27 protein-coding genes and 1 tRNA gene are annotated in these 25,784 nt (G+C 69.9%); 11 read left to right on the forward strand and 17 right to left on the reverse strand.

The features are described 5' to 3' along the window. Positions 1-52: 52 nt before the first annotated feature. From JUB13_RS04995 to JUB13_RS05005, 3 genes are all read left to right on the forward strand, one after another. Positions 53-574, forward strand: coding sequence for a TRAP transporter small permease (locus JUB13_RS04995; RefSeq protein WP_207477648.1), 522 nt, complete (start codon positions 53-55; stop codon positions 572-574). Further along, positions 571-1,848, forward strand: a complete 1,278-nt coding sequence (locus JUB13_RS05000; protein WP_207477649.1) for a TRAP transporter large permease — start codon at positions 571-573, stop codon at positions 1,846-1,848. The genes JUB13_RS04995 and JUB13_RS05000 overlap by 4 nt, the downstream gene beginning before the upstream one ends. A 225-nt stretch (positions 1,849-2,073) precedes the next feature. Beyond that, positions 2,074-2,280, forward strand: coding sequence for a twin-arginine translocase TatA/TatE family subunit (locus JUB13_RS05005; protein WP_207477651.1), 207 nt, complete (start codon positions 2,074-2,076; stop codon positions 2,278-2,280). Positions 2,281-2,326: 46 nt separating this feature from the next. Here JUB13_RS05005 and JUB13_RS05010 read toward each other — a convergent pair whose 3' ends face one another. The 4 genes from JUB13_RS05010 to JUB13_RS05025 form a co-directional block, all read right to left on the reverse strand. Beyond that, positions 2,327-2,563: a hypothetical protein gene (locus JUB13_RS05010; protein WP_207477653.1), complete on the reverse strand. Its 237-nt coding sequence runs from the start codon at positions 2,561-2,563 to the stop codon at positions 2,327-2,329. Positions 2,564-2,630: 67 nt separating this feature from the next. Next, positions 2,631-3,518 carry a S49 family peptidase gene (locus tag JUB13_RS05015; protein WP_207477655.1) on the reverse strand — a complete coding sequence of 296 codons (888 nt, stop codon included), beginning with the start codon at positions 3,516-3,518 and terminating at the stop codon, positions 2,631-2,633. Then, positions 3,515-4,405, reverse strand: a complete 891-nt coding sequence (locus JUB13_RS05020) for a tRNA1(Val) (adenine(37)-N6)-methyltransferase (protein WP_207477657.1) — start codon at positions 4,403-4,405, stop codon at positions 3,515-3,517. The genes JUB13_RS05015 and JUB13_RS05020 overlap by 4 nt, the downstream gene beginning before the upstream one ends. After that, the gene (locus tag JUB13_RS05025) at positions 4,402-4,635 is read right to left on the reverse strand and encodes a putative signal transducing protein (protein ID WP_207477659.1); all 234 of its coding nucleotides are present in this window, start codon (positions 4,633-4,635) and stop codon (positions 4,402-4,404) included. The genes JUB13_RS05020 and JUB13_RS05025 overlap by 4 nt, the downstream gene beginning before the upstream one ends. A gap of 108 nt (positions 4,636-4,743) precedes the next feature. On the opposite strand from JUB13_RS05025, the gene JUB13_RS05030 reads away from it, so the two are divergent. From JUB13_RS05030 to JUB13_RS05040, 3 genes are all read left to right on the forward strand, one after another. After that, on the forward strand, positions 4,744-5,766 hold the full coding sequence (locus JUB13_RS05030) for a polyprenyl synthetase family protein (RefSeq protein WP_207478088.1): 1,023 nt from the start codon (positions 4,744-4,746) through the stop codon (positions 5,764-5,766). 61 nt (positions 5,767-5,827) lie between these two features. Beyond that, a tRNA-Pro gene (locus JUB13_RS05035) sits at positions 5,828-5,904 on the forward strand. A gap of 170 nt (positions 5,905-6,074) precedes the next feature. Then, complete coding sequence (locus tag JUB13_RS05040) at positions 6,075-7,244, forward strand: sensor histidine kinase (protein ID WP_207477661.1); 1,170 nt, start codon at positions 6,075-6,077, stop codon at positions 7,242-7,244. Positions 7,245-7,282: 38 nt separating this feature from the next. Here the strand turns inward: JUB13_RS05040 and JUB13_RS05045 are convergent, their stop codons facing one another. After that, positions 7,283-9,004, reverse strand: a complete 1,722-nt coding sequence (locus tag JUB13_RS05045; protein ID WP_207477662.1) for a histidine kinase famiy protein — start codon at positions 9,002-9,004, stop codon at positions 7,283-7,285. Positions 9,005-9,297: 293 nt separating this feature from the next. Here JUB13_RS05045 and JUB13_RS05050 point away from each other — a divergent pair, with 293 nt between their 5' ends. Both JUB13_RS05050 and JUB13_RS05055 read left to right on the forward strand, forming a co-directional pair. Then, positions 9,298-9,522: a hypothetical protein gene (locus JUB13_RS05050; RefSeq protein WP_207477664.1), complete on the forward strand. Its 225-nt coding sequence runs from the start codon at positions 9,298-9,300 to the stop codon at positions 9,520-9,522. Positions 9,523-9,530: 8 nt separating this feature from the next. Beyond that, positions 9,531-9,704, forward strand: a complete 174-nt coding sequence (locus JUB13_RS05055; protein ID WP_207477666.1) for a hypothetical protein — start codon at positions 9,531-9,533, stop codon at positions 9,702-9,704. Positions 9,705-9,714: 10 nt separating this feature from the next. Here JUB13_RS05055 and JUB13_RS05060 read toward each other — a convergent pair whose 3' ends face one another. The 4 genes from JUB13_RS05060 to JUB13_RS05075 form a co-directional block, all read right to left on the reverse strand. Beyond that, positions 9,715-10,326: a DedA family protein gene (locus tag JUB13_RS05060; RefSeq protein WP_207477668.1), complete on the reverse strand. Its 612-nt coding sequence runs from the start codon at positions 10,324-10,326 to the stop codon at positions 9,715-9,717. 76 nt (positions 10,327-10,402) lie between these two features. After that, the gene (locus JUB13_RS05065; protein WP_207477669.1) at positions 10,403-11,239 is read right to left on the reverse strand and encodes a beta-1,6-N-acetylglucosaminyltransferase; all 837 of its coding nucleotides are present in this window, start codon (positions 11,237-11,239) and stop codon (positions 10,403-10,405) included. A gap of 21 nt (positions 11,240-11,260) precedes the next feature. After that, positions 11,261-12,424: a glycosyltransferase family 4 protein gene (locus tag JUB13_RS05070; RefSeq protein ID WP_207477671.1), complete on the reverse strand. Its 1,164-nt coding sequence runs from the start codon at positions 12,422-12,424 to the stop codon at positions 11,261-11,263. Further along, positions 12,421-13,590: a glycosyltransferase gene (locus JUB13_RS05075; RefSeq protein WP_207477673.1), complete on the reverse strand. Its 1,170-nt coding sequence runs from the start codon at positions 13,588-13,590 to the stop codon at positions 12,421-12,423. The genes JUB13_RS05070 and JUB13_RS05075 overlap by 4 nt, the downstream gene beginning before the upstream one ends. 226 nt (positions 13,591-13,816) lie before the next feature. Here JUB13_RS05075 and JUB13_RS05080 point away from each other — a divergent pair, with 226 nt between their 5' ends. Further along, positions 13,817-14,836, forward strand: coding sequence for a sulfotransferase family protein (locus JUB13_RS05080; RefSeq protein WP_207477675.1), 1,020 nt, complete (start codon positions 13,817-13,819; stop codon positions 14,834-14,836). Between the two features lie 11 nt (positions 14,837-14,847). On the opposite strand, the gene JUB13_RS05085 is transcribed toward JUB13_RS05080, so the two are convergent. The 8 genes from JUB13_RS05085 to cysQ form a co-directional block, all read right to left on the reverse strand. Then, a complete protein-coding gene (locus JUB13_RS05085) occupies positions 14,848-16,146 on the reverse strand; it encodes a DUF1835 domain-containing protein (RefSeq protein WP_207477677.1) in 1,299 nt (432 codons plus the stop codon). Positions 16,147-16,346: 200 nt separating this feature from the next. Then, positions 16,347-16,685: a DUF6968 family protein gene (locus tag JUB13_RS05090; protein WP_207477678.1), complete on the reverse strand. Its 339-nt coding sequence runs from the start codon at positions 16,683-16,685 to the stop codon at positions 16,347-16,349. Positions 16,686-16,764: 79 nt separating this feature from the next. After that, positions 16,765-18,309 carry a sugar transferase gene (locus JUB13_RS05095; protein ID WP_207477679.1) on the reverse strand — a complete coding sequence of 515 codons (1,545 nt, stop codon included), beginning with the start codon at positions 18,307-18,309 and terminating at the stop codon, positions 16,765-16,767. Between the two features lie 434 nt (positions 18,310-18,743). Then, positions 18,744-20,330, reverse strand: coding sequence for an FAD-dependent oxidoreductase (locus tag JUB13_RS05100; RefSeq protein WP_207477682.1), 1,587 nt, complete (start codon positions 20,328-20,330; stop codon positions 18,744-18,746). Between the two features lie 18 nt (positions 20,331-20,348). After that, on the reverse strand, positions 20,349-20,723 hold the full coding sequence (locus JUB13_RS05105; RefSeq protein WP_207477684.1) for a hypothetical protein: 375 nt from the start codon (positions 20,721-20,723) through the stop codon (positions 20,349-20,351). Positions 20,724-20,732: 9 nt separating this feature from the next. After that, positions 20,733-20,975, reverse strand: a complete 243-nt coding sequence (locus tag JUB13_RS05110; RefSeq protein WP_207477686.1) for a DUF805 domain-containing protein — start codon at positions 20,973-20,975, stop codon at positions 20,733-20,735. 4 nt (positions 20,976-20,979) lie between these two features. Further along, entirely contained in the window at positions 20,980-21,201 is a 222-nt protein-coding gene (locus tag JUB13_RS05115) for a DUF805 domain-containing protein (RefSeq protein ID WP_207477688.1), read from the reverse strand. Between the two features lie 291 nt (positions 21,202-21,492). Next, positions 21,493-22,290, reverse strand: coding sequence for a 3'(2'),5'-bisphosphate nucleotidase CysQ (gene cysQ, locus JUB13_RS05120; protein WP_207477690.1), 798 nt, complete (start codon positions 22,288-22,290; stop codon positions 21,493-21,495). 327 nt (positions 22,291-22,617) lie between these two features. Between cysQ and JUB13_RS05125 the strand changes: the two genes are divergently transcribed. Together JUB13_RS05125 and JUB13_RS05130 are read left to right on the forward strand one after the other, a co-directional pair. Next, positions 22,618-24,900 (forward strand): GumC family protein, encoded by a 2,283-nt coding sequence (locus JUB13_RS05125; protein WP_207477692.1) that lies wholly within the window; start codon positions 22,618-22,620, stop codon positions 24,898-24,900. Between the two features lie 78 nt (positions 24,901-24,978). Next, positions 24,979-25,764: a WecB/TagA/CpsF family glycosyltransferase gene (locus JUB13_RS05130; RefSeq protein WP_207477693.1), complete on the forward strand. Its 786-nt coding sequence runs from the start codon at positions 24,979-24,981 to the stop codon at positions 25,762-25,764. The last annotated feature ends 20 nt before the right edge of the window (positions 25,765-25,784 follow it).

Genomic DNA, 25,784 nt, shown 5'->3' on the forward strand with positions numbered 1-25,784 from the left:
GCCCGGTCGCTTCTTCCCCTTCGTCCCGGCAACGTCATTGGACTGCGTCACCATGTCCAACACGATCTACTTCATCGAGTCAGTCGTCGGCAGGATCCTCCTGGCCACGATCGTCCTCCTGGTCTTCTGCGCGGGCGTATCGCGCTCGTTCGGCTACCCGCTCGTTTGGTCGATGGACGTGGCGCAGCTGCTGTTCGTCTGGACAACGTTCATCGGCGCCGACATGACCATGCGCAAGCGCAGCCTGATCGCCGTCGACCTCTTCATCCGCTGGACGTCGCCGCGCCAGCGCGCCTTCGTCGACCTCTTCTGCGGCGTGCTGATCCTGGCCTTTCTCGTCACCATGGTGGTGATGGGCTACCGGCTCGTCATGCTCAACCTCGAGCGCGAGTTCGGCGACAGCGGCATCAGCTATGCCTGGGTCACCTCGGCCGTGCCGGTGGGCTGTCTGCTGCTGGCGATCACGCTCACGGGCCAGCTGATCGAGACGGTGCGCTCGCTCTGGAACCAGCCCCTGCCGGTCTTCACGAGCCCGCGCGCCGCGGTGCCGAACTTCGAGGAGACCGCGCTGTGACGCTCCTTGCCGTCATCTTCTTCGGCCTGATGGTGCTGGGCGCGCCGGTCGCCTTCGCCATCGGCCTCTCGGGCTTCTCCTTCTTCGTCATGAGCGACATGATCCCGCTGTCGATCAGCGTGCAGCAGGTCGCGACCGCCTCGCAGAGCTTCCCGCTCCTGGCCGTGCCGTTCTTCGTGCTCGCCGGGCACATGATGAACAAGACCGGCATCACCAGCCGCCTGATCCGCTGCTCCGAGGTCCTGGTCTCCTGGATGTCGGGCGGCCTGGCCCAGGTCTGCATCGTGCTGTCCACGCTGATGGGTGGCGTCTCCGGCTCGGCCGTGGCCGACGCCGCCATGGAGGCGCGGATCCTGGGGCCGGACCTGATCCGGAACGGCTATTCCAAGGGCTTCACCTGCGCCACTATCGCGGTGGGCTCGCTGATCACCGCCACCATCCCGCCGAGCCTGGGGCTGATCCTGTACGGCTTCGTCGGCAACGTCTCAATCGGCCGGCTCTTCCTGGCTGGCGTGATTCCCGGCCTGCTGATGATGGCCGGCCTGATGTTCACGGTCTGGTTCATCTCGCGCCGGCGCGGCTACAAGTCCGCGACGCTGCATCGGCCGACCCTGGCGCAGATCGGCGCCGCGGTGTGGGACGCCAAATGGGCGCTGCTGTTCCCGATCGCGCTCCTGGTCGTGATCCGTGGCGGCGTCTTCACCCCGTCCGAGGTCGGCGCCTTCGCGGTGGTCTATGCCGTGATCGTCGGCGTGCTTCTGCACAGGGAACTGACCTGGCAGGGCGCGGCCGAGGCCCTGCTGCACGGCGTGATCGACAACGGCATGATCGTGCTGATCATCATGCTGTCCGGCATGGTCGGCTACGCGATCATCTTCGAGCAAGGTCCCCAGACCATCGCCGCGGCAATGCTGGAGCTCACGACCAACCCGATCGCACTGGTGTTCCTGATCGTCGTGTTCCTGCTGATCGCCGGCTGCTTCGTCGAATCGACCGTGCTGGTCCTGCTGCTGACGCCGATTTTCCTGCCGATCGTCCGGCAGCTCGGCGTGGACGACGTCCATTTCGGCATCGTGATGATGACGATCGTGACCTTCGGCGGCATGACCCCGCCGGTTGGCGTCGCCATGTTCGCGGTGTGCAGCCTGCTCGACTGCACGATCGAGGAATACTTCGTGGAGGCGCTTCCGCACATCGCCACGATCCTGATCCTCGTGACGGTGCTGGTCCTCTTCCCACAGATCTCGCTGTTCCTGCCGAACCTCCTGATGTGAGGCCGGAACAAGTCGACGAGATCCGCCGCCGTCGGCGGGGCCGGTGGGGTACCGGCTGAACGACGGCTGCGTCTCAGGACGCATCTCCTCCCAGGACTGGCCGGGCCTGCGGGCCCGGCTTTTTTTGCGGCGGCAGGAAGGAGCGCGGATCGGTTGAAAACCCGTCGCGCCGGCCTGCGCGCGCGACTATTGTCTGCCCGAGCGACCGAAGGAACGGAGGTCGGATTGGGCTCGTTCAGCTTGATGCACTGGATCGTGGTGCTGGTTGTCGTGATCCTGCTCTTCGGGGCGGGACGCATCCCCCAGGCCATGGGCGACCTTGCGAAGGGCATGAAATCGTTCAAGCGCGGCCTCAGCGAGGACGAGCCGGACCAGGTCACAGCCAAGAAGCTCGACAGCAAGCCGGAAGAACCGCGCCCGCCCGCGGCCTGAGCCCTGCCGGCGCCGTCCGGCGCAGCCAGCCGTCGGAAGCGGCGGTTCAGGCTCGGCGGGCGCGCTGCGGGCAGTCCGGCCGCGCGCAGGGCGCCGCATCGGCGGCGATGTAGACGCCGCAGGCGGGGCACTGGCGCATGTCCTCGGACGTGCGGGAAGCCGGCGCCGCGCCGGCGCGTACGCGGCCGCGCTCCTCGGCCCGGATGCGCTTGGTCCGCTCGTACCAGCGATAGCCGTACCAGAGTGCGAGAACCACCAGGGCCAGGAAGATCCACTTGCTCATGGCGCCTGCCTACGCGTCGGCCGCAGCATGGTCAAGAGGACCGATATCGACCCCGTCTCCGGCGCCCTCAAAGGCCGTAGCGGGCCCACAGAGCCCGCTCCTCTGCGGCGGCGACCACGCCGTGCCCGACCTCGGCGGCCCAGTCGCCCAGCCGGTCGGCACCGATCAATCCCCCTCCGCGGCCCGACCCGGGCCCCATCAGCCTGAGGCCGCGCGGCAGCCAGCGTCGCTCGGTCGGCACGGCACGAAGCCGGATCTTGTCTCCGAAGCGTCCGCGCAGCACGGTGCGCAGATCACCGAGCCCGTCGACCAGGCCCAGCTCCAGCGCGCGGCGGCCGGTCCACACGTCGCCCGTGAAGATCTCGCTTTCCTCGGCCCTGAGCCGGCCGCCGCGGCGGCGACGCACCATGTCCTTGAACTGGTCGTGGATCTCGACCTGGATGCGCTTCAGCCGGACCACGTCTTCCGGGTCCTCGGGCCGGAAGGGATCGAGGAGCGCCTTGCGCTCCCCGGCCGTGTGGACGCGCCGCTCGATGCCCCATCGGTCGATCAGGGCATGGAAGCCGAAGCCGGCGCTGACGACGCCGATCGAACCCACGATCGAGGAAGGGTCGGCCCAGATCTCGTCGGCGGCGCAGGCAAGCCAGTAGCCGCCCGAGGCCGCGACGTCCTCGCAGAAGGCCAGGACCGGGACGCCCTTCTCCTCGGCAAGCTGGCGGATCCGGCCGGCGACGAGGGCCGACTGCACCGGCGAGCCGCCGGGCGAGTTGATGGCGAGCGCCACGGCCGGCCGGTCGGGGACCGCGAAGGCGCGTTCGATGGCTCCGGCCAGCGCGGCCAGATGGATGCCGGGGCGCAGGCCGCCGCCGGCGGAGATCACGCCCGAAAGGCGGATAACGGGGACGACGGGCGCGGGTGTCCGCCCCAGCGCCTTGAGGACGCGATTCACGATCATGTTCCAGAGATGGGGCTGCCCGGCCGGGTTGCAACGGCCCCCTGCTCCGCGCTCCTCTGCCCTGCGCCCCCCTGCCCTGCGAGCGTCAGTGCAGCCGCGTCGCGCAGCACCGCCTCGGCCTCCGCGGTGTAGCGGCCATCGGGGCCATGCAGGATCAGGCCCGGCAGCACGCGCGCCGGACCGCGCGCGCCCTTGCACGCCTGCACCAGCACCCGGCGCGCCGGCACGCCCGCCCGCGGCCAGAGTGGGAACAGCGCGATGCTTCCGAAGCGCGGCCGCAGGCAGGCCACGACCTCGTCGAAGCGGTCGGCCCTATGGACAAGGGTCAGCAAGCCCCGAGGGCGCAGCATCCGCGCGGCCGCCGCGATCCAGGCCGCAAGGTCCGCCTCCCCCTCGCCATGGGCTGCCGCGCGCGAGGCATCGGGGGGCGGCGTGTGGGTGCCGGCCCTGAGATAAGGCGGGTTCGCGAGCACGTGATCGTAGCCTGCCGCCCCGGCCTGAAGGTCACGCAGGTCTCCCTCGGCGATCGAGACGCGGTCCGCGATACCCGTCTGGGCGGCGTTCAGCCGGGCCAGCGCCGCGAGCTGTGGCTGCAGCTCGATCCCAGCGACCCTCAGCCCGGGGATGCGGACGGCGAGGCAAAGCGTCGCAGCGCCGACGCCGCAACCGAGGTCGAGCGCGCGCTCGCCGGGCGCGGCCGGCACCGCGGCCGCCAGCAGCACGGGATCGATGGCCGCGCGATAGCCCGACTCCGGCTGGGACAGCACGACCCGCCCGCCCAGCAGGCGGTCACGCCTGGATGCCGCCCCCGTCGCATCGCGGCCTGGTTCGGAGCCACCAGGCTCGGCACCACCAGGCTCGGGGCCGCCGGCTTCCGGCGCGCTCACGGGCCTGCAGCCCCCGCGGCCGGAGGCAGCACGCCCGCCTCGCGCAGCAGCGCGCAGGCCTCGGCATGATCGTCGTCGTCGACCACCAGCCGGCGCTGGATGGCGCCGATGCTGCCCTCGACCACGCTGGCATGGGCGTCCAGGACGATCACCTCGATCCCCTCGCCGGCCAGCAGCGCCTGGACCCAGGACAGCAGGACGGCATCGTTCGTGCGCAGGAGTTCCTTCATGGGACCGGAACGGTGGAAGGGAGTGCGGCCGGAGAGCGGCCTTGACCGGAGATTCCGCCCCCTTATGCTCGCCGGAGCGATCGGGACCGTCAATCCGTGGAGACCAGTTTGGCCGTCGTCACCAATTTCGACCCCGGCCGGCGCAAGCCGGAGACGAACGCGCTGGACGCGTTGACGGCCCTGGTCGCCGAGGATCTGGAAGCCTGCAACGAGCTGATCGTCCAGCGCATGCAGTCCTCGGTCGACCTGATCCCCCAGCTCGCCGGCTACATCGTCGCCGCCGGCGGCAAGCGGCTGCGGCCGCTGCTGACGCTCGCCTCGGCGCGCTTGTGCGGCTACGAGGGCCGGCGCCAGCTCATGCTGGCGGCCTGCGTCGAGTTCATCCACACGGCGACGCTGCTGCACGACGACGTGGTGGACGAAAGCGACCTGCGCCGTGGGCGCGCCTCGGCCAATGCGGTGTTCGGCAACAAGGCCAGCGTCCTGGTCGGCGACTTCCTGTTCTCCCGCGCCTTCCAGCTGATGGTGGAGGACGGCTCGCTCGACGTCCTGCGGATCCTCGCCAACGCCTCGGCCGTGATCGCCGAGGGCGAGGTCCTCCAGCTCACCACGACCAACGACACCGAGACCAGCGAGCAGGCCTATCTCGAGGTGATCCGCTCGAAGACGGCGGAGCTGTTCGCCGCCGCCTGCCAGATCGGCGCGGTCGTCGCATCCCGCCCCTCGGCGGAGGAACGGGCGCTGCGCGACTACGGCATGAATCTCGGCATCGCCTTCCAGCTCGTGGACGACGTGCTGGACTACTCCGCCCGTCAGGCCCGGCTCGGCAAGACCGTCGGCGACGACTTCCGCGAGGGCAAGATCACCCTGCCCGTGGTCCTGGCCTTCCGCCGCGGCACCGACGAGGAACGCGGCTTCTGGCGCCGGACCCTCGAGGAGATGGACCAGCAGGACGGCGACCTCGAGCGCGGCATCGAGATCATGGCGCGCCATGGCGCGCTGAAGGACTCCGTCGAGCGGGCGCGCCACTACGCCGCCATCGCGCGGGACGCGCTCGGCCTCTTCCCGGAAAGCCCGGTGAAGCGGAGCATGCTGGACGTGCTCGACTTCGTGGTCGACCGCGAATTCTGATCGCCGATCTTGGGCTTGCGGCGGCCGTCCCGGGCCGCTATAACGCCGGTCCACGCGATGCCGGAGAGTAGCTCAGCCTGGTAGAGCACTGCTTTCGGGAGGCAGGGGCCGGAGGTTCGAATCCTCTCTCTCCGACCAGACGTGGCAAGGGCCCGGACGCCGGAAGGCGCCGGGCCCTTGGCTTTTCCGCGACAGGCATCCTTGTGAGGACGGCGCTGCGTGCCGGCGTCGAAAGCTCCCCCGACGCGACATCCCGGGTGCTGGCGGGTTGTTGAAAACAGACGAGGTTCGCCAGCACGGAGCGCGAAATGGTGGAAGATGGAGACCATCAGGAGAAGCGCCAGCCGGCCAGCAGCCATTACTTGGAAATCATGGCGGATTTCAGCCGCGCGATCGGTGACGCCACGGACCTGGGAAGCCTCCTGAACCTCGCGTGCTTGCAGGCTGCCCGCGCGACCGCGGTGGAGCGATCTAAGATCATGCGCTACGAGCGCGAGCATGGCGACATGCTGACGGTCGCCGGCGTGGGATGGAAGCCGCGCGTCGTGGGTCACGTCCGCGTCGGCACCGATATCGCCTCGCCGCCCGGCCGCTGCCTGCAGACGGGAGTGCCGGTCGTCATCGAGGACCTGCCGAACGACCCGGAGTTCCGCTATTCGCCTGTTCTGCGCGACCATGGCATCGTTTCCGCGATGAATGTCCCGATCCGCGTCGACGGCGAGGTCTGGGGCGTGCTGGAGATCGACAGCGAACGGCCGAGGAGCTTCGGCCGGCCCGAGATCGCCTTCCTGTCGGCGCTGGCGAACACGCTCGGCCAGGCCGTCGCCTTCCGGCAGCAGGCCGCGCGCACCGACGAGGCTTTTGCCGAGGCCGCGGCGTCCCTGGCGGCCCAGAAGACGCTGCTGCGCGAGTTGCTGCACCGGGACAGGAACGATTTCCAGCTGATCACCCTTCTGCTGATGCAGCAGATGCGCAAGCAGGCCGACGAGGAGGCCCGCCGCGGATTCCTGCACGTCATCGACCGCGTCGCCGCAATCGGCCTTGCCCATGACCAGCTCGCGGCACGCGACGGCAAGGGGCTCGTCCAGCTCGGGCAGTATCTGGGCGCCCTGTGCGGCAATCTCACCCATCGGAGCGAGCGGGTCGGGATCCGGCACGAGCTCGCGGAGATCGAGATCGCCCATGACCGTGCGGTGCCCGTCGGCCTGATCGTCAACGAGCTCGTGACGAACGCCATCAAGCATGCCTTCCCCAACGGTCGGGAGGGCACCATCACCGTATCGCTGAGCCTGGCCTCCGAGGCAAAGGAGGCGGTGATCACGGTTGCCGATGACGGCGTCGGCATGGGACCGCCGCGGCCCGGCGGCTCGGGCCTGGAGCTCGTGGCTGGGCTGGCGCGGCAGATCGGGGGGCGCGTGCAGCAGCTTCCCAGCCGGGCCGGCACAGCCACGGAGATCAGCTTCCCGCTCGTCGTCTGAGCCCGCCCGCGGATCCTTCGCCGCTCCCCTGGCGGCCGCTAACCCTCATGGCGGAAACGGGGCTGCCCGCCTTCTCCTCGTCCGGTCCCGCTCAGCGCCGCACGAATGGCTTCGGCGAGTTCGCTGCGCCGGTAGGGCTTGCTCAGCACCCGCATCGTCGAACCGGGTGCAGAGCCGTGGGATGCCACGTCGTCGGTGTAGCCCGTCGTCAGCAGGACGGGCGTCCCCGGATGCTGCTCCCGGACGCGCTGCGCGAGGACGAGGCCGCCCATGCCCCCTGGCATCACGAGATCGGTGAAGAGCAGGTCGACGGGTCCTTGCCGTTCCAGCAGTTCCAGCGCCTCCTCGCCGCTGCGTGCCGGCACGACGCGGTAGCCGAGGCCACGCAGATGCGTCTCGGCGACCTGCCGCACATCGTCGCTGTCCTCGACGAGCAGGATGGTCTCGGCACCGGGCGCGGGACCTTCGCCGGGCTCCACGCTCGGCTGCGGCGGCACGGCGCGCTCGACATCCACGGGGAAGATCATGCGCACCGTCGTGCCGCGGCCCGGGGTGCTGTCGATCTCGAGCCGCCCGTGGGACTGCTGCAGGAAACCATGGACCATGGAGAGGCCGAGGCCGGTGCCGGGACGCTTGGTCGTGAAGAACGGTTCGGCGGCGCGCTGAAGAATCTCGGGCGGCATGCCCGGCCCTTCGTCCGTGACGCACAGCACCACGTAGTTGCCCGACGGCAGGTGATGGGCCGCGGCATTGCCGTCCAGGCTGAGCGTCGCGGTGGCGACGGTGACCTTTCCGCCGCCTGACATCGCGTCGCGCGCATTGATCAGCACATTCAGGAGCGCCATCTCGAGCTGAACGGGGTCGATCGTGCAGGTGGGCAGGCCCGGTTTCAGGTCGAGACGCAGGTCCACCCTGTCGCTGAGCGTTCGCATCAGCATCTCGCTGAACTCGAGCACCAGCGTGTTCAGGCTGACCCGCTTCGGGTCCAGCCGCTGCTTGCGCGCAAATGCCAGGAGTTGCTGGGTAAGCCTGGCTCCATGCCTGGCCGCCCGGTCGGCATGACCGATGGCGCGGCGCAGGGCCTCGTCGCTGCCGGCGCGGGCGGTGGCGATCTCAAGGTTCCCGGTGATGACCTGGAGCAGGTTGTTGAAGTCGTGCGCGAGGCCGGCCGTGAGCTGGCCGATCGCCTCCATCTTCTGGGCCTGCCGGGCGGCATGCTCCGAGGTGCGCCGGCGGGTCACGTCCATCTGCGAGGCGAACCAGTAGAGGAGTCGGCCGTCCCTGTCGAAGACCGGGCCGATGAAGAGCGCGTTCCAGAAGGGTGATCCGTCGCGCTTGTAGTTCAGGATATCGACGGCGATGGCGCGCTGATCCGCTAGGGCGGCGCGGACTTCGCCGACGGTGTGGGGATCTGTCTCGGGCCCCTGCAGGAACCGGCAGTTCCGCCCCAGCACCTCGTCCTCGGCGTACAGCGTCAGGTCGAGGAAGGCGCGGTTCACGAAGACGATGGGATTGTCGGGCTGGTTCGCATCGGTCACGACCATCGGCATCCGCGTCATCTCGACGGCGGCGAAGAAGACACTGCTGCGGTCGTCGAGGCCCGGCCGCGTGATGTACCCGCTTTGCCAGTGCCGCAGGCCCGGATTGCCTATGGGCGAGTAGCTCTGGCCTTCGTGCTCGCCGGCGGCAGGTATCCCGGCGCTCTGGCCGTCCCCCTGCACGTCGAGGTGCTTGTCTTCGTCCCGCTTCCTGTCATCCATGCCGGTGCTCATGCATTGCCGATGTCTGCAGGACCGCAGGCAACGGCAGCACGGCGTCCCGACGGGCCATCCCAGCCCGGGCCGCGCAAACAGCGCCCATAGGAACAGGTCCTGTCACCACAACGGCAATGGTCTTGCGACGTTCCGGCCCGGCGCCCGAATGCGCTCGGGCGGGTCGGAACGCCCTGCCGGCGGTTGCCGGCGGGTGTCATGTTTCGGTATCGCGCCGCCGCCGCATTGCGGTAGAGTCCGGCTGCTTCGCCTTCAGGCCCGATCCGCCCCGGCAGGTTTTCATGCCCGACGAGATGTCCTCCGTTCCCGCGCCGGACCTGGCAAGCGCCGTCGTCGACGTCTACAACCGCCGCCGCCGCTCAGTCCAGGGACCCGAGTACCATGCCTGGATCGCGGCCCGGGACGAAGTGCGCCGCCTGCGCCCGGACCTGGACCTGCAGGCCGCCGCGCTGCTGGCGACCCAGATCCTGGCCCTGGAAACCGAGCGCAACCTCGAGAGCCGCTAACAACGCCCATGTGGATCGCCTTCAATCTGATCGGGCCCCTGCTGGTGGGCATCGCCTCGATGATCGTGCGGGAGGCCCGCTACGGCCTCGGGGCCGAGATCCTGCTGGGCCTCGGGGCCGCGTGGCTCGCCCTGTCCCTGGTCTGCCTCCTTCTGGGCATCAGGCCGCTCCGCCGACGCTGAGGCGGCGCGCTCAGGGGCCGGTCGGCCCGCGCCTGGCCTGCCGGACGAGGCGCAGGAGGTAGAGCCCGACCAGCGTGACCAGCAGGCCCAGAACGAACAGGCCGGCGTAATCGGCGATGCCCGGCAGCCGCGCCTGGAGCAGGAATCCGCCCGAGGCGAGCACGAAGCTCCACAGCCCCGATCCGGCCGCAGCGAAGAGCAGGAAGGTCAGGACGGGCAGCCGGCACGCTCCGGCCGGCACGGAGATCAGCGTGCGCAGCCCCGGAAGCGGTTGGCACAGGAACACGGCGACCCCGCCGTGCCGCTGGAACCAGCGGGTCGCGCGGCGGACCTCCTCGGGCTTCACGGTCAGCCAATGCCCGTGCCGGCCCAGAAAGGCCGAGAGCCGCTCGGGACCGATCAGCCGGCTGGGCAGATACCAGAAAAGCTCGCCCACGGCGGAGCCCAGGCCGGCGGCGACGGCGACGCCGACGAGATCGAACTCGCCGCGCATGACGCCCATCCCCGCGAGCGGGATCACGGTCTCCGCCGGGACCGGCGGCGCCATCCGCGCCAGGACCAGGGCCAGGAAGATCCCGCCATAGCCCATGGTGTCGAGGATCTGGTGAAGCCACTCCGTCACGCCCGCCTCCTCGACCCTGCCAACCGGGCAGCGGCGCGCCGGGTTCCCGGAGGATCCCGGTGAGAGTGGGCGCCGGTCAGGCGGCTGCGCGCAGCCTCAGACGCTTCTCGAGCGCCGAGATCACCTCGGCATCGATGGCCATGTCGAACTTCCTTCCGAAGAAGGCGGTGCTGGTCTCGAGCTCGGGAAGGTTGGCCATGGTCAAAAGCTTCGGATGGCCGGAGCCGCCGCCCCAGTTTATGTGGCGCTTGTTGTCGAGCACCACGGTGTCGCGGAAGGGGCTGGCCATGATCATCGCCTGCAGCCAGTGCTCGTGCGGGTGCCAAGTCCGCCGGAAATACCGCCGGCACTCCTCCATCAGCGGCGTCTCGGTCAGCCAGGTGCAGAAGGCGCGGCTGAGCACGTGGAAGCCGATGCCGTAATAGGCGTTGCGGAAGCCTCGGGGCGGCAGGTTCGGGATTGGCAGACGGCGGACCTTCTTGGGCGTCTCCCAGCAAAGCCAGCGGCTCCGCCGTGCGAAATGGGGCGGAAGCTCGTCGATCCGGCGAATGTCCATATAGTTCGCGCCGGGGTGCCGGGCGAGCTCCGCCAGCATCTCGTCACGGCGCTTCAGCGGGAAGTCCTGGACCGTGATGTTGGCGAGATAGTCCCATTCGCCCTGCGTCACGAGCCAGGTGAGGCAGCGCCATTCGGCCTCGCACAGGCCGAACCCGCCCCAGGCCACCGGGATCGGGTCCACGAAATGGACGTTCTCGCGCCCGGCCGCCGCGGCCTGGAAGGCCACGCGGACCGTTGTCGGTGTCTTTGCGTCCACATGGACGGCGAAGGCGTCGTCGGGGTGCCACAGGGCGTCGAGCAGGCGCTTGAACTGCTCGGGCTGCTTGTAGGCCGTGATGATGTAGGCGAGACGCATCAATTCCCTCCGGCGCGGCGCTCAGGCGACCGCGGTTTGCGCTGGCACGGCCGGGACATGGTCCAGCAGGGTCTTCTCGAACCCCTCGGCCATCCGTTCCACCGTGAAGGCCCTGGCCCTGGCCTTCGCACGGGCGCCGAGCTCGGCCCGTCGGCCCGGGTCGGCGCAGAGCGCGGACAGGGCTGCCGCCCAGCCGGGACCGTCGTCGAGATCCACCAGGATCCCGGCGGGCTGCTCGCCGGGCTCGCCCAGCGTCTCGACCTGCGGCGGGATGCGGCTGGCAATCACGGGCAGCCCTTCGTTCAGGGCCTCGAGCAGCGCGTTGCTCTGGCCCTCGTAGCGCGAGGGCTGGACGAAGATATCGACGGCCCGGAGCAGGTGCGGCACCTCCTGGCGCGCGACCTTGCCCAGGAAGACGACGCGGTCCGATACCCCGCGCGCCCGGGCCAGCGCGGCGAGCTCGTCGCGGTCCTCGCCGTCGCCCGCCAGCACCAGGACGGCATCGGGGGTGGCCGTCAGGGCCTCGACCGCGACGGCCTGGTTCTTCTGGTCGCACAGGCGGCCGAGCACCAGCGCCAGCGGCGGCGCCGCGGGAAGGTCGAAGCGGGCCCTTGCCTGCCCCGGGTCGAGGTCCGACCCCGCCCATTCGATGCCGTTGTAGACCAGCGAGATGCGGCGCCGATAGGCGGCGGGATGGCTATCGAAGCTCTGGCGCACGGCCCGCGAGTTCACGACGTTGCCGGTATAGAAGCCGAGGCTCCCGACGATCCGGTCGGCCCGCTGCATGGCGGGCTCGTAGGTCCAGCCGGGATTGCGCTGCGAGGCAATGCGGCACCGCACCCCGGTCAGCCGTGCAGCCACCTGCCCCAGGACATTGGCGAGAGGCAGGAACGAGACGACCGCGTCCGGGCGCCGCCGCGCCAGTGCCGAGACGAGCCGGACCGCGATGCGCGCATAGCCCGACACGCCCGGACGGGCCCGCGGCAGGAGGACCCGGGTATGGGGCTCGGCGGCGTAGTGCGCGTCCTTCTGGTACAGGAACCAGACCTCGGCCCTGTGTCCGCGCGCCCTGAGCTGCCGCGCAAGGCGCAGGATCGCCTCCTGCGCGCCGCCCTGGTCCATATGCGTGATCAGGCAGACGACGTCGAGCCGCCGCGCCGGAACGCCAGCCAACTCGCCGCTCATCGCGCCGGCTCCAGGACCAGCTCAAGGTACCGGTCGACCGCGCGCTCCACCGCGAAGTCGGACGCCCGCGCCTTCAGGCGCTCGGCCGTGACCGGGGCATCGAGCGCCTGTTCCATCGCCAGGGCCAGCGCGTCGGCGTCGCCCACGGGCACGAGCCCGCCCAGCGCCCCGTCCTCGAGGATTTCGCGCGGGCCGCTCGGGCAATCGGTGGCGACGACGGGGGTGCCGCAGGCCATTGCCTCGACCAGCACCGTTGGCAGCCCTTCGAAGCGCGAGCTGAGGACGAACAGGCTGGCCTTCGCCATGTGGGCATACGGGTTGTCGACGAAGCCCGGCATGTCGACCTCGTTGGCCACGCCCAGCTCGCCCGCCAGGCGCTGGAGCGCCGCACGCTCGTCCCCTTCGCCCAGGATGATCAGCCTGGCCGCGCGCCGTGCGCGCAACGCGGCGAAGGCCCGGATCAGCGTCTCGAAATCCTTCTGGGGGTTCAGCCGGCCGACCGCCATCACCACGGGCGGCTGCCCGGGCCTGAGCCAGGGATGCGAGACCGGCTCGGCGGCGCGCGCCGGCAGATCGGCGGCGACGATGGGATTGTGCACGACGTCGATGCGGCGGCGGTCCAGCCCGCTGAAGCGGTGCAGGTCGTCGGCGACGCCGGAGGAGACCGCGACGATCCGCGCGGCACGGCGGTAGAGCTGCGGAACCAGGCGGTATGCGGCACGCAGCAGCGGCGAGCGCAGGGCCGCGTAGTTCCGGGAGATCTGATTGTGCTCGGTCACGATGACGCGCGTGCGTCCCGCCAGCATCGCGGCGAGGAGCGCGCCCACGTTCACATGCACCAGTGCGGTCAGCACCGCCTCGGGCCGCTCGGCGCGCAGGTAGCGCGCGAGGGCCCCGACGCTTTTCGACATGCGCCGGGTGCCGAGCTCGTGGACCCGCACGCCGGGCGGCACCTGTTCCAGATAGGCGCCCTCGCGCCGGATCAGGACGAGGTCCACATCGACACCGCGCCGCGCGATCGCACCGGCCAGCAGAAGCATCACCCGCTCCGCGCCGCCGCCGTAGAGATCCTGAAGGAATACCGCGATCCTGCGGCGACGGGACGCGGCGCGCGAGGCGGTCGCCGTGGCGCGGCCGGCTTCGAGCTCAATGTCCTGGATGGTCAAGACGGCGGAATCCCTGTCTGAGAACGGCCTGGGCCCGCTGGTACAATGTTTTCCGGTCTTGATCGGATCAATGCGCAAATCGGTCAGCCCCCCTACCCCGATAGGGACTCCTGAAGGTGTCCCCCAACGCTCGGATTCCTTAGGACAAAAAGCGGTTCCTAGGTGTTGAATACTTGCGGACCCGCATCGGGCGAGCCCGCGCATCACATCAGGTCCCGGTTCTGGCATGAAGACGCCATTCCGTCCCGTTTTCGTCGTCGGCTGCCAGCGCAGCGGCTCGACCCTGCTCGGCGCCATGCTGGGATCGCATCCGGACGTCGTCTGCATTCCCGAAGCCCAGTTCCTGGCCGAGCTGATGCCGCCGTCGCCGCGCAACCAAGAGATCGCGCCGCGCCCGCTGATCGATGCGGTGGAGCGCCACTGGCGGTTCCGAGCCTGGGAGTGGGCGTTGGACGGGCGTCGCCCGGGGCCCGGCGATTGCCCCGCCACCTATCGTGGCGCCATGGAGTGGCTGGTACGCCAATACGACCGCGACACCAAGGGCGGCCATTCATCGGTGTGGGTCGAGCAGCAACCGGGGCACGTACGCCATCTGCAGCGGCTGTTCCAGCATTTTCCAGATGCCAGGGCGATTCACATCATCCGCGACGGGCGGGCGGTCGCGGCCTCGCTGATGCCGCTCGACTGGGGTCCCAACGAGATCCTTCCCGCTGCGAACTTCTGGGAGCAGCGGGTGGCGCGCGGATTCGCGGCCGGCGCATTCCTGGGATCCGAGCGCCTGATCCACGTCCATTACGAGGATCTCGTCCGGGAGCCCGAGCAGACAATGCGTCGCATCGCAGGCTTCGTCGGCATCCCTTTCGACGACGCCATGACCGAGTCCGGCGGGCTTCGCGTGCCGCGCTTCACCCGGAGCCAGCATCGCCTCGTGGGGGCATTGCCGGATCCGGCCCGCATCGATGCCTGGAAGCGGCGCCTAACGAGCCGGGAGATCGAGATCTTCGAGGCCGTCAGCGGCGACCTGCTGGGCTATCTCGGCTACGAGCCCATGCTTGGAAACCCGCGCCCGCCGAGTTACCTGGAGAAGCTTGGCCAGCTCGCACGCGACCAGGCCCGGAAGGGCCTCAACTGGGCCCGCTTTCACCGCCGGACCCGGCCCTACAGGGTTGCCGGCGCGCGCCCTGCGGCCACGCCCGAGCCCGCCCCGCCCAAGCCGCTGGCCGGCACGGTCGAGGCCGGCGAATAGGTCCGCCCCCCTCAGGAGCGCAGCGGAGCCTTCGCCGCCTCGTCCCAGCGCCATGCCGGCTCCCCGGGCACGATCCGGACGCCACCGACCCAGCGCGCCTCGGGGCCGAGCGACAGCCAGTCCGCGCGGCCTTCGAGGACAGCGCGCCCGGCATCCGTCAGCTCGAGCCGGTGTTGCGGCCAGGGTAGCTCCGGCGCCCCTGACGGACCCCGGAAGGGCGGCGCTGCGGCGCGCCCCATCGCCTCCACCACGGCCAGAAACATCACATCGCCGAGCCAGGGCAAGGGTTCGCGCTCGCGCATCAGACGGGAGAAGGCTGTACCGATGCTGTGCCCGCCCTCCGACAGAATACCGAGCGTCAGGCGCTCCGTGAGGGACAGGCCGTCCGCCGTCCAGGGCAGCTCGCGCAGGTGACGCAGAAGCGCGGGCGCGAGGTCCGGCAGTCCGGCCGCCGGCGAACGGCCGATGGCGGCCAGCGCCGTCGGATCGGCGCTGCGCAGGGCATCCCACGCGCGGCTTCCGAGGTCGAGATCCGCTCGGCCGAGCGGCCGGCGCGCGTGCCACAGCATGCGCAGCGCCTCCGGTGGCAGCTGGCCCAGCCCGATGAAGCGTGCCGAGCCGGGAAAGCGATTGACGGAGACAAGCTCCAGCGAGCGCGACACCCCGGCCTCCCGAAGCGCTGCGAGGCAGCGTGCCAGCACGAGCTGGTCGTAGCTGTCGTGCTCGAACCAGAGCACCACGCGGTCATAGGCTTCCGCCGCGCGCGCCAATGCCTCTTCGGCGCGGCGCAGGGAGTTCAGCACCGTGGCCTCGGACAGGGCGAGCGCCCGGCCATAGGCCTCGGCGATGAAGCGCGCGCGCAGGGCAGGCAGGTCGGCAGCCTCGGGAACGGGGCCATGGCAGACCGGATCGGCGTATTCCAGGAAGTCGCCGACGAACCCGGCCTCGCGAAGGGTCTCGCAGATGTCGGAGCCGCAGCGGACATGCAGGGTCGGCCGGTCGCCGTCCGGTGCGGGATCCGCCGCAATCGCGCGCCTGGACCGTGCCAAGGCACCGGCATGTTCTTTCAGTGCAGGCCAGCCCGGAAGGCCGAGCTCGCGTGCGATCACGCGCTGGGCGTCGGCCAGGCGGAATGTCGGCCGGTTCCCGAGCACCGTTCCGCCGGCTGCATGGAAACCGTGCGCGCGCCAGCGCGAAAGGGCCCAGGGCTCGGCCTCGCGCAGGCCGCGGAGAAGCTCCTTCGCGCGCTTGCGCTGCTGTTCGAAATCGATCCGGAATGGTAATCCGGCCCGGCCGGCCAGGTCGGTCATGGCAGACTCCCTTTTCCTGCGTCCGTGCCCGCGGTCAGACGGAAAAAGGGGTCGGCGGAACCTGTCAGCGGTGCCGGTGGGTCGCGGGCGCAGCCCTTTCCGCGGGCGGGAAGGCTCGACCAAGCCTGCGGGGATGATGGCGCCGCGGCCCGCCGCGCGCAAGCCCTGCGCTCCCAAGCGGCCGGACCGGCGGGCGGGGCCTAGCCGCGTGGAACCCGGTCCTGCGGCCGCATGGTGTAGAGAGGCCCCAGGGCCCAGCTCGGCGGCAGGTCCAGATCCGACTGCCCGAGATAGGTCAGCCGTCCCGAGCGGTAGGCGTCGCTCTCGGCGAGCTCGGTGTGGACGCACCGCATCGCGTGCATCAGAGCCTGGACGCCGTCTATTCCGGGAACACTGCGCTCCTGCTCGCGGTCGGGCCAGACGATGGTCCAGCGGCATCGGAACTCGCCGCCGGGCGCTGGCATGGGCGTGTAGAACCGCGCGACGACCTCTTCATCGCCGAGCTCGAAAAGCCGCTCGGCGAACACCGTTCCGTCCATGTGCCCTGCCCTCGCAGGCCGTCTCGGACACCAGCCTTGCCATGCGGGATCGCGCCCTGGCAAGGCCGGGATGCGCCATCTAGTAGACGTCCTTGTTGCGCCAGATCATCACGAAGGTCAGCAGGATGATCTTCACGTCGTTCAGGACGGAGTATTCGCGCACATAGCGGAGGTCGTAGTCGACGCGGTCCTGCATCACGTCCACGGTCGCGGTCTCGCCACGGTTGTGGTTGATCTGGGCGAGCCCGGTGAGGCCGGGCGGCAGGCGGTGCCGGGCGAAGAGCCGCTCGACCATCGGCTCGTAGCGCTCGTTCAGCTCCAGCGGGTGGGGCCGCGGCCCGACCAGGCTCATGCTCCCGCCGATCACGTTGAAGAGCTGCGGCAGCTCGTCGAGGCTGGTCTTCCGGAGGAAGGCGCCGACGCGGGTGACACGGGGATCGTTGCGGCGCGCCTGCTCGAAGGCGGCGTTCGGCCGATGCTGCATGGTCCGGAACTTCAGGATGCTGAAGGGCCGGTTGTTCATGCCGTGGCGCGCCTGGCGGAAGAACACGGGTCCGGGGCTGTCGAGCTTGATGGCCAGCGCGATCATCGCCAGCAGCGGCCCGATCAGCAGCAGCCCCACCGAGGCGATCGACAGGTCGAGGGTGCGCTTGGCCACCCACTGCGCCGGCGACAGCGACGGCGGCTGGAGCAGGAACGAGCTGTCCGCGCCGAGGGCGACCGACAGCGCGCCGCGCCGCAGGCGCAGGGCCGGCAAGACCGCCATGCGGACTGCGAAGCAGGTCTCGTAGAGCTGGTGGAGCAGCGGCTGGACCGCGGGATCCTGCGCATCCCGCACGACGACCACGATCTGGGTCGTCGGCGGAAGACTGGCGAGCAGGCTCCGGTTGCCTGGAACGGTGTCGATCCGCCCGAGCCTGGGCAGGTCCGGCAGGACGGGACCGCTGCCCTCGGTCGCGATGTAGCCCACCACTTGGCGGAGACGGTCGGGATCGCGGCTGAAGGCGATGCGCGTCTCGTCAAGGAACTCGCGGACGTCCTCGGCGCGGCCGACCAGGACCAGGGGGTCGTCCATGGGCCGCGCCGCGGCGCGCATGTAGGCCAGCCAGCCGAGCCGGACCAGGACCAGTGCCGCCCAGCTTGCGGCGGCATGGCCGGCGACAGCACCGGAGACCGCGGGCATGCCCGTAACGACGGACGCGCCCGAGGCGAGCTGGCCCATGGCCAGCGAAGCCAGGACCACGAAGGCCGCGGGCAGCGCCGTTGCGCGGAAGATGCGGCCCGCACTCCGCAGGATGCGGCGGTCGTAGAGGCCGTTGGCGAGGAAGAGCGCCAGCAGCGCCATCTGGTTCATGGCGAGGCCGAAAAGTGCCCAGCGCCCCTGGAGCGACGCCGTATCCAGGCTCGCCGTCGCGAAGGCGAGAATGGAGAAGCATGCGGCCAGATCGAGGACCGGCAGGATTACCGGGCTCGCGGGTCGTCCCATCCGCGCCAGCTCGCCGAGCGCCGTCTCGGTCTCGTTTGCAGGCACTGGCTGGGGAACGGCCTTGCCCTGGCTGGCAGCCACAAGAAGGCCGTCGCGGCCGACATCCGGATCGACGAGGAACGAACGCTCCGATGACATGCTCTCTCCAGCTCCATGCGGCCGCCGGCCCAGGGCAGCCCGTTCTCCCGCGGCCGAGGCCGTCGGTCGTGACGTCGGCAGGGCACAGCATCAGCATCACGCACAAAGACGAACCGGAATGCTTTTTATAGAATTCCGTTCAACCCGCGAGGGCCCGTCAAATGCGTAATGTTGGCTCTCCCAACCTGTTCTTAGTCTGTCTTTGAACAGGGACGTCGACGGCATCAACGCTGCCTTCCAAACACGCGAAGGGCCACTTCATTTCCAGGCCGGAAGGAACATCCTACGGATTAGCCGTGGGGGATTAGACGCCTTCTCCGGGCGCCGAGGTACCCTCCCTGCATGCACGCTGGACAGCAAAAGGCACTGGCGGAATCTTCCGCCAGCGCCTCTTATTTTGTCCATTCATTACTCGACCGAGAAGACCTTGTCGCTCAGGCGGCGTCGGCATCCTTCAGATGATCCGCGAGGCGCAGCGCCAGCGCGACGATCGTCAGCGTCGGATTGATGTTGCCCCCCGTCGGGAAGACGGAGCTCCCGGCTATGTAGAGGTTTCGGACCCCATGGACCTGGCAGTCGCCGTCAACCACGCCCTGGCGCGGGTCGGCCGCCATGCGGGTCGTCCCCATGTGGTGGTATCCACCTTCCATCCTGGGCGACCAGGACATGCTCTCGTCCTCCACCCAGGGCTCGATCCGGAAGATCCCGGCGCCCGTCCGCGAGAACTCCGCCCCCAGCGCCCGGGCGTGCCGCATCACGGTCCGCTTGTCGAGCTCGCCGGTGCGCCAGTCGAGCCGGACCCGCTGCATGCCGAACCTGTCCCGGTCGCCCGTCAGGGTGACGCGGCTGTCCGGGTTCGGCGCCTGCTCGTTGTGACAGACGAAGGAGATCGCCTGCAGATCCTCGGGCTTGGGCAGCACCGGCAGGCCGAGCATCTTCCGCCGGTAGACGTTGTAGGCGAACATGTCCAGGTCCTGGACGATGTTCCAGACCCCGGCGGCGAGATTGTCGGGGAGCCGGCCCGCCTTCACCTGGTTCTGCAGGCGCTTCATCGTCTTCACGGCGTCGCCGCTCGCCGAGTAGCGCATCATCACCGAGCAGTTCAGGACCTGCTCGCGCTCCTGCGCCGCCTCGGACATCATGATCCCGGCGGTGTAGCCGTGCTTGCCGAGCCAGGTCGAACCGAAGCGCTCGATCATCGCGAGAGGGTCGTCGGTGACGACTGTCCCCAGCACGTCCAGGATGTGCTCCTGGAAGTAGCGGCCCACCAGGTCGTGGCGGTTGCCCACGCCCGTGCTCTCCACGCTGTTGGAGGCGAGAAGCAGCCGGGCGTTCTCGATGCCGCCGCAGGCGAGCACGTAGCTCTGCGCGGTGACGGTCGCCGTCTTCCCCTCCAGCGTGCGGAGGTCGAGGCGCGTCACAGCGCCGCCTTCGGGATCCGTCTGGACGTTCACCACATTGGCGTGGAGCAGGACCCTGACGTTCGGCGCGTCCTTCAGCGGCTGGCGGTAGGCCTCGCCGAACCGGACCGGACCGGCGAACTCCCAGAACCGGTAGTCGAGGTGGGCGGGATCAAGCGGCAGCGGATCGACGCGCAGCGAGTTCCAGATGGCCTCGAGCGGCCGGTGCCGGTCGAGACCGCAGATCGGGCGCGCCCGGGCATAGTAGGGCTCTAGATCCGACTCGCCGATGGGCCAGCCGCTGTGAGGGACCCAGTCGCGCCTGCGGAAGTCGATCCCGGTCATCTGGTTGCACCAGTTGTCCCAGTGCCCGGACGTCCCGCCGAAGTAGCGCAGGCGCGCGGCGGTCAGGTCGAAGTAAGGGAGCCCCGCGGTCTCGCCGTCATAGAGGTCCTGCGTGTCGGGCTCGAACTCGAAGCCCCCGCTCTCCAGGAGGAGGACCCGCGTCCTCGTCCCGGCAAGGGCCATCGCCATGCTGATGCCGGCTGGCCCGGCGCCGACGATGCAGACGTCCGTCTCCAGCGTGGAGCCGGATTCCAGGTCCCGAAGATCGGAGAACATCGATTTCCCTTATGCGGCTCACGCAACCGCCACGGCCGCGCAGACGCGGACGAGGGCGCGCGGCAGGACCCACCCCTCGATCGTAACGACATCATGCTGATCGAGGTTCCGGCGCATGTCCTCGCCCAGGACCCTGCGCAGAACGACGCGATCCAGTCCGCCAGCCGCATCGATCCGCGTGCGCAGGGCACGGGCGGCATCGATCTCGTCGGGTCGCGCGTCCAGATGAAGCCGGCCGATCCGCCGCATCGCGTCCAGGCTCGGGAGAAGCGGCCCCGTGGCCTGCCCCGCCGCGGGGCTGGCGATCCCCGCGGCTGCGCCGGGCCGGGCGCCCGCAGCGAGACCGAGCCCCGTCACGGTTGCCGAGAACTTGAGGAAGCTTCGACGCTTCATGATTTTCCTTCAGCGGTTCGGCAGGGCGCCGTGCATGGAGCCCGGCGAACCCGACAGGGGCCGCGGCGCCACGGCCCTGCGGAATGCGAGCGAATAGACGGCGACGAGGTTCAGGACCGGTACGGCGAGCAGCAGGACGGCCCAGCCCGACCGGCCGCGCCGGGTCAGAAACCGCCATCCGAGCGCTAGCGGCATGAGGACCAGCAGGCCGAGGACGGAAGCCATCAGGATCTGGAAGGCGAGAAAGCTCATGGCATCACCCGTTGCGTCCGCCGGCGGCGGCCCAGGTCTGGTTCGTGGGCTTCTGAAGAATCAGGAGGAGGGCCAGGAAGCCCGCATATGGAACGAACAGCAGCAGCGCGTACCAGCCATTCCGCCCCTCGCTCCGCAGCAGGCGCCAGGCCGCCGGGACGGCCAGCGGCGCCAGGAGCACCCACCCGAGGAGCAGAAGGAAAAGCAGGGAAATCAGCGTGGACATGCAAGTAACCCCGTCAGTGCGCGGCAGCGGCCACCACCGGCATCCGGACGTCCAAGCCACCGGGCACCGACTTCGCCTCCCCGTGCCGCGGATCGTCGCAAATGCGGGCCTCCGCGCCACCCATTGCAGCGGGGTTAGCCCAAGCGCCATGCAGGGTCGCCGGAAGGCCTTCTCCGGACGGACGTGCCGCCCGTGCAGGATAGCCTCGCGGCCAATGGGCGCGCCGGTGCATCCCGATGCAACGTCTGAACAACGGTGACGCGGGCCACCCCGCGCCACGGCGCGAGGGGATTACCCAACCGGCAGGGTCGTGGCCTCTCCGACCGCAAGCCCGGACACGACGAAGGACGGGTTGTCGAAACCGGGCTTGCCGTAGGCCAGCGGCCGCCCCTCCAGATCCTCGACCCTTCCCCCGGCGGCGCGGACCACGGCATCGCCCGCCGCCGTGTCCCATTCCATGGTGCGCCCGAACCTCGGATAGAGATCGGCCTCGCCCGCGGCGACGAGGCACAGCTTGAGCGAGCTGCCGATGGCGCGCTCCGCCGCGATGCGGCGCCCGCCCAGGAACCGGGCGGTCGCGTCGGGGTCGCCGTGCTCGCGGCTGCGGACCACGACCAAGCCTTCGGCCCCCGGGGTGCGCGCGCGGATCGCCCGCGCCGGCTCGCCCTGGCGCAGGACCATCGCGCTGCCTGCGCAGCCCGCATAGGTCAGCCCGAGGGCCGGCGCGTGGACGACTCCCAGGATCGGCCGGCCATCCTCGATCAGGGCGATGTTCACGGTGTACTCGCCGCTGCGCCGGATGAACTCCTTGGTGCCGTCCAGGGGATCGACCAGCCAGAAGCGTCCGGCCGGCACCGCGGGAATGCCCGTGGCCGCGGCCTGCTCCTCGGACACGATCGCGATGCCGGGCGCGGCGGCCGCCAGCGCCGGAAGAATCACGGCCTCGGCCGCCTCGTCGGCCTCGGTCACCGGGCTGCCGTCGTCCTTGCAGCGTGCGGCGGCCGTGTCGGCAACGGCGAGGATCGCGCTGCCGGCCTGGTGCGCGATGGCGACGACCCGGTCCAGGAGGTCGCGCAGTACCGGATCCATCGGAACCCCTGCGGCTGGGAGCTGGGAATTGCGTCATCGGGGAGGCCCCGTCCTCCGTTGTTAGTGCAGCCGGGCTCGAAACCCAAGCGCCTCGTCACGCGGCCGCGATCCGGCGGCCCGGCGCCGCGGACGCGGCAGGCGATTTCGGGTAACCCGACGGACTCGCCCTGGGCGTAAGGAGTAAATGCTGCTGGGTCCGCATCTTGACCGCGTGCGCGTTCGTTGATGCAGCACTGACACCATAGGCTTTGCCAGCGCTGACCGGCCCGCCTCGGGCGCAAACCGCGTCCTGCGCCCCGCCGGACTTGCAACTGACCGGATACGCGAATGAACAAGATCCTCACGCCGGACCGCCAGGACTACGACCGGGGCGAGTACACGACCTTCGAACAGGGCGCCCCGCCGGGCGTCCCGCAGCTCAGCCTGGCCGACCTCCTGATGGTCCTGAAGCGCCGGAAATGGTGGCTTATCGGGACCGTCGCCATCATCACGCTCCTGGGGATCGTGGCGGCGACGACGATGACGCCGCTCTACTCCGCGACGACCTCCGTCATGGTGGACCCGCGCGAGGAGCGCGTGGTCAACGTGGAGGACATCCTGACCGGCCTTCCGGCCGATGCGGGCACCCTCGAGAGCGAGATCGAGGTCCTGAAGTCCGACGCCCTGGCCAAGCGGGTGATCGCCCAGACCGGCCTGGACGCGACGGCGGAGTTCAACCCGCTGATCGCCAGGGCGCAGGCGGAGGCGAACCCGCCGCTGATCGACGTCGACCGCTGGATCTCGGCGGTCAACCCCATCCCCGCCATCAAGCGCTGGGTGGCCGGCGCCGAGGAGGAGCCCGTCGATCCCGACGCGTCCGCCCGCCGGGCCGAGACGGCCATGCTGGGCAAGTTCATGAGCCGGGTGGACGTGCGGACCGTAGGCCGGTCGCGGGTGCTGGAGGTGACCTTCACCTCCGAGGATCCCGCGCTCGCCCAGCGGGTCGCCGACACGATCGCCCAGCTCTACATCACCCAGCAGCTGGAAGCGAAGTTCGACGCCCGGCAGCGCGCCAACCAGTGGCTGGGCGAGCGTCTCAGCAAGCTGCGTGAGGAGGTCGAGAAGGCCGACCGCGCGGTCGAGCAGTACCGTGCCCAGGCGGGCATCGTCGAAGGCCGCGACACGCGGCTCATCAACGAGCAGATCAGCGGTCTGAACGCCCAGCTGATCATCGCCCGCAGCGACCTCAACGCCGCCCGCGCGCAGCTCTCGGCGGCCGAGAGCGCCGTCCGCCAGCGCGGCGGCCGCGCCGCCTTCGACGCGGTCGACAGCCCCATCGTCACCAACCTGCGCAACCAGGAGACGCTCCTGCGTCAGCGCGAGGCCGAGCTGCTGAACACGCTGGGCCCGCGCCATCCGCAGGTGATCGACTTGAAGGAGCAGATCCGCGAGATCCAGAACGCGATCGGAGCCGAGGCCGGCAATCGCCTCAACGGCCTGCGCAGCCAGGTCCAGGTCGCTCAGGAGCGCGTGAGCAGCCTGGAGGCGAACGCGCGCCGGCTCGAGCAGGAGGCCGGGCGCCTGGGCGGCGTCGAGGTCGAGTACCGCCAGCTCGAGCGGGTGGCCGAGGCGAACCGGACGCTCTACCAGAACTTCCTGAGCCGCTCGCGCGAGACCGAGGAAGTCAATTTCGAGCGCCCGAACGCCTACATCGTCTCCAACGCCTCCATGCCGCTGGATGCGTCCTTCCCCAACAAGAAGCTGGTGGTCGCGGCCGCCTTCGTGATCGCCTGCTTCCTCGGCCTGGTCCTCGTCTTCGTGGCCGAGCAGATGGAGACGGGCCTGCAGACGCAGGACGATGTCGAGCGGCTGCTGCGCGAGCGGACGCTGTCCCTGATCCCGGTCATCCCCGGGGCGCTGGGCCGCCGGCGTCCCCAGGACTACGTGCTGGAGAAGCCGTCCTCGGCTTTCGCCCAGGCCGTGAAGTCACTCTTCACCTCGCTGGTGATCGCCCATCAGCGCCAGGGCGGCGGCAACGTGATCCTGGTGACCTCGGCCGTGCCCGGCGAGGGCAAGTCGACCACCGCGGCCTCGCTGGCCCGGATCATGAGTGTCGCCGGCCGCAAGGCGCTGCTGATCGACTGCGACCTGCGCCGCCCGCAGGTCCACGAGGCGCTGAAGCTCGACAACAAGCTCGGCCTCGCTGACTTCCTGGCCGGCGGCGCCACGCTTCCCCAGGTCCTGAAGAAGGACCCGAAGAGCGGCGCCGACGTGATCACGGCGGGCAGCCACGTCGACCATCCCGAGGAGATCCTGCGCAACCCGCTGTTCGAGCAGCTGCTCGTCAACATGGGTCCGCAGTACAGCCTGATCGTCCTCGACACGCCGCCGGTGACGCCGGTGTCGGACACGCTGGTTCTCGCCGACAAGGCGTCCCAGTGCGTGATGGTCGCGCGCTGGCGCCGCACCCCGGCCAAGCTCGTCGAGAAGGCCCTGCGGCGGCTCAAGGAGGCCGGCGGCAACGTGGTCGGCATCGCGCTGACCCAGGTCGACACCCGCAAGGCCGCAAGGTACGGCTCCGGCGAAGCGGACTACTACATCGGCAAGCGCGGATCCTACTTCAAGAACTGAGGATCCGTCCGTTCCGGGGCGGCGCCGGCGGGCGCCGCCCCCTTTTCCTTGTCCGCCCCTTCACCGAGGAGGAGATCCTTGGCGATCGCGCTGCCCACCACCCGGCTCTGCGGCATCCCCATCACGCCCGTCACCATGGACGAGATGTTCGTGCTGATGGAGGAGGCCGTCGGCCAGCGGACCCGGCTGGTCGTCGCCAGCCAGAACCTGCATGGCCTCTACATCCATGCCCGCGACCCCGAGTTCCGGGCCCTGCACGACGATCCGTCGACCTGCGTGCATATCGACGGCATGCCCATCGTCTGGCTCGGCCGGGCCGCCGGCCTGGGACTGAACGGCGAACACCGGACAACCTGGATCGACATCTTCCCGCCCATGATGCGCATGGCCGCCCGGAAGGGCTGGCGGGTCTTCTATCTCGGCGCCGAGCCCAGCGTCCTTGAGCGCGGTCTCGGCAACCTGCGCACCCTCGTCCCCGATCTCGCCGTCGGTGGCCGCAGCGGCTACTTCCGGCCCGAGGACGAGGCATCAATCGCCGACGAGATCAACGCCTTCCGCCCGGACTTGCTGATCACGGGCATGGGCATGGGACGCCAGGAGCGCTGGATCATGCGCAACCGCGACCGCATCGAGGTGCCCGTGATCGCCACCTCGGGAGCCTGCATCGAGTACTTCGCCGGCGCGGTCCGCACGCCGCCGCGCTGGATGGGGCGCGCGGGGCTCGAATGGGCCTTCCGCCTGGCCGACGATCCCGGCCGGTTCTGGCGCCGCTATCTCGTCGAGCCCTGGACGGTGGCAGGCTATCTCGCCCTCAACGCCATGCGCCACGGGATCGCACGAAAGCCGCCGGCACCCGCCGAGTGAGGCTTGCGTCCGCAGGCGTG

It is taken from the genome of Arenibaculum pallidiluteum (assembly GCF_017355985.1).
Classification (GTDB): domain Bacteria; phylum Pseudomonadota; class Alphaproteobacteria; order Azospirillales; family Azospirillaceae; genus Arenibaculum; species Arenibaculum pallidiluteum.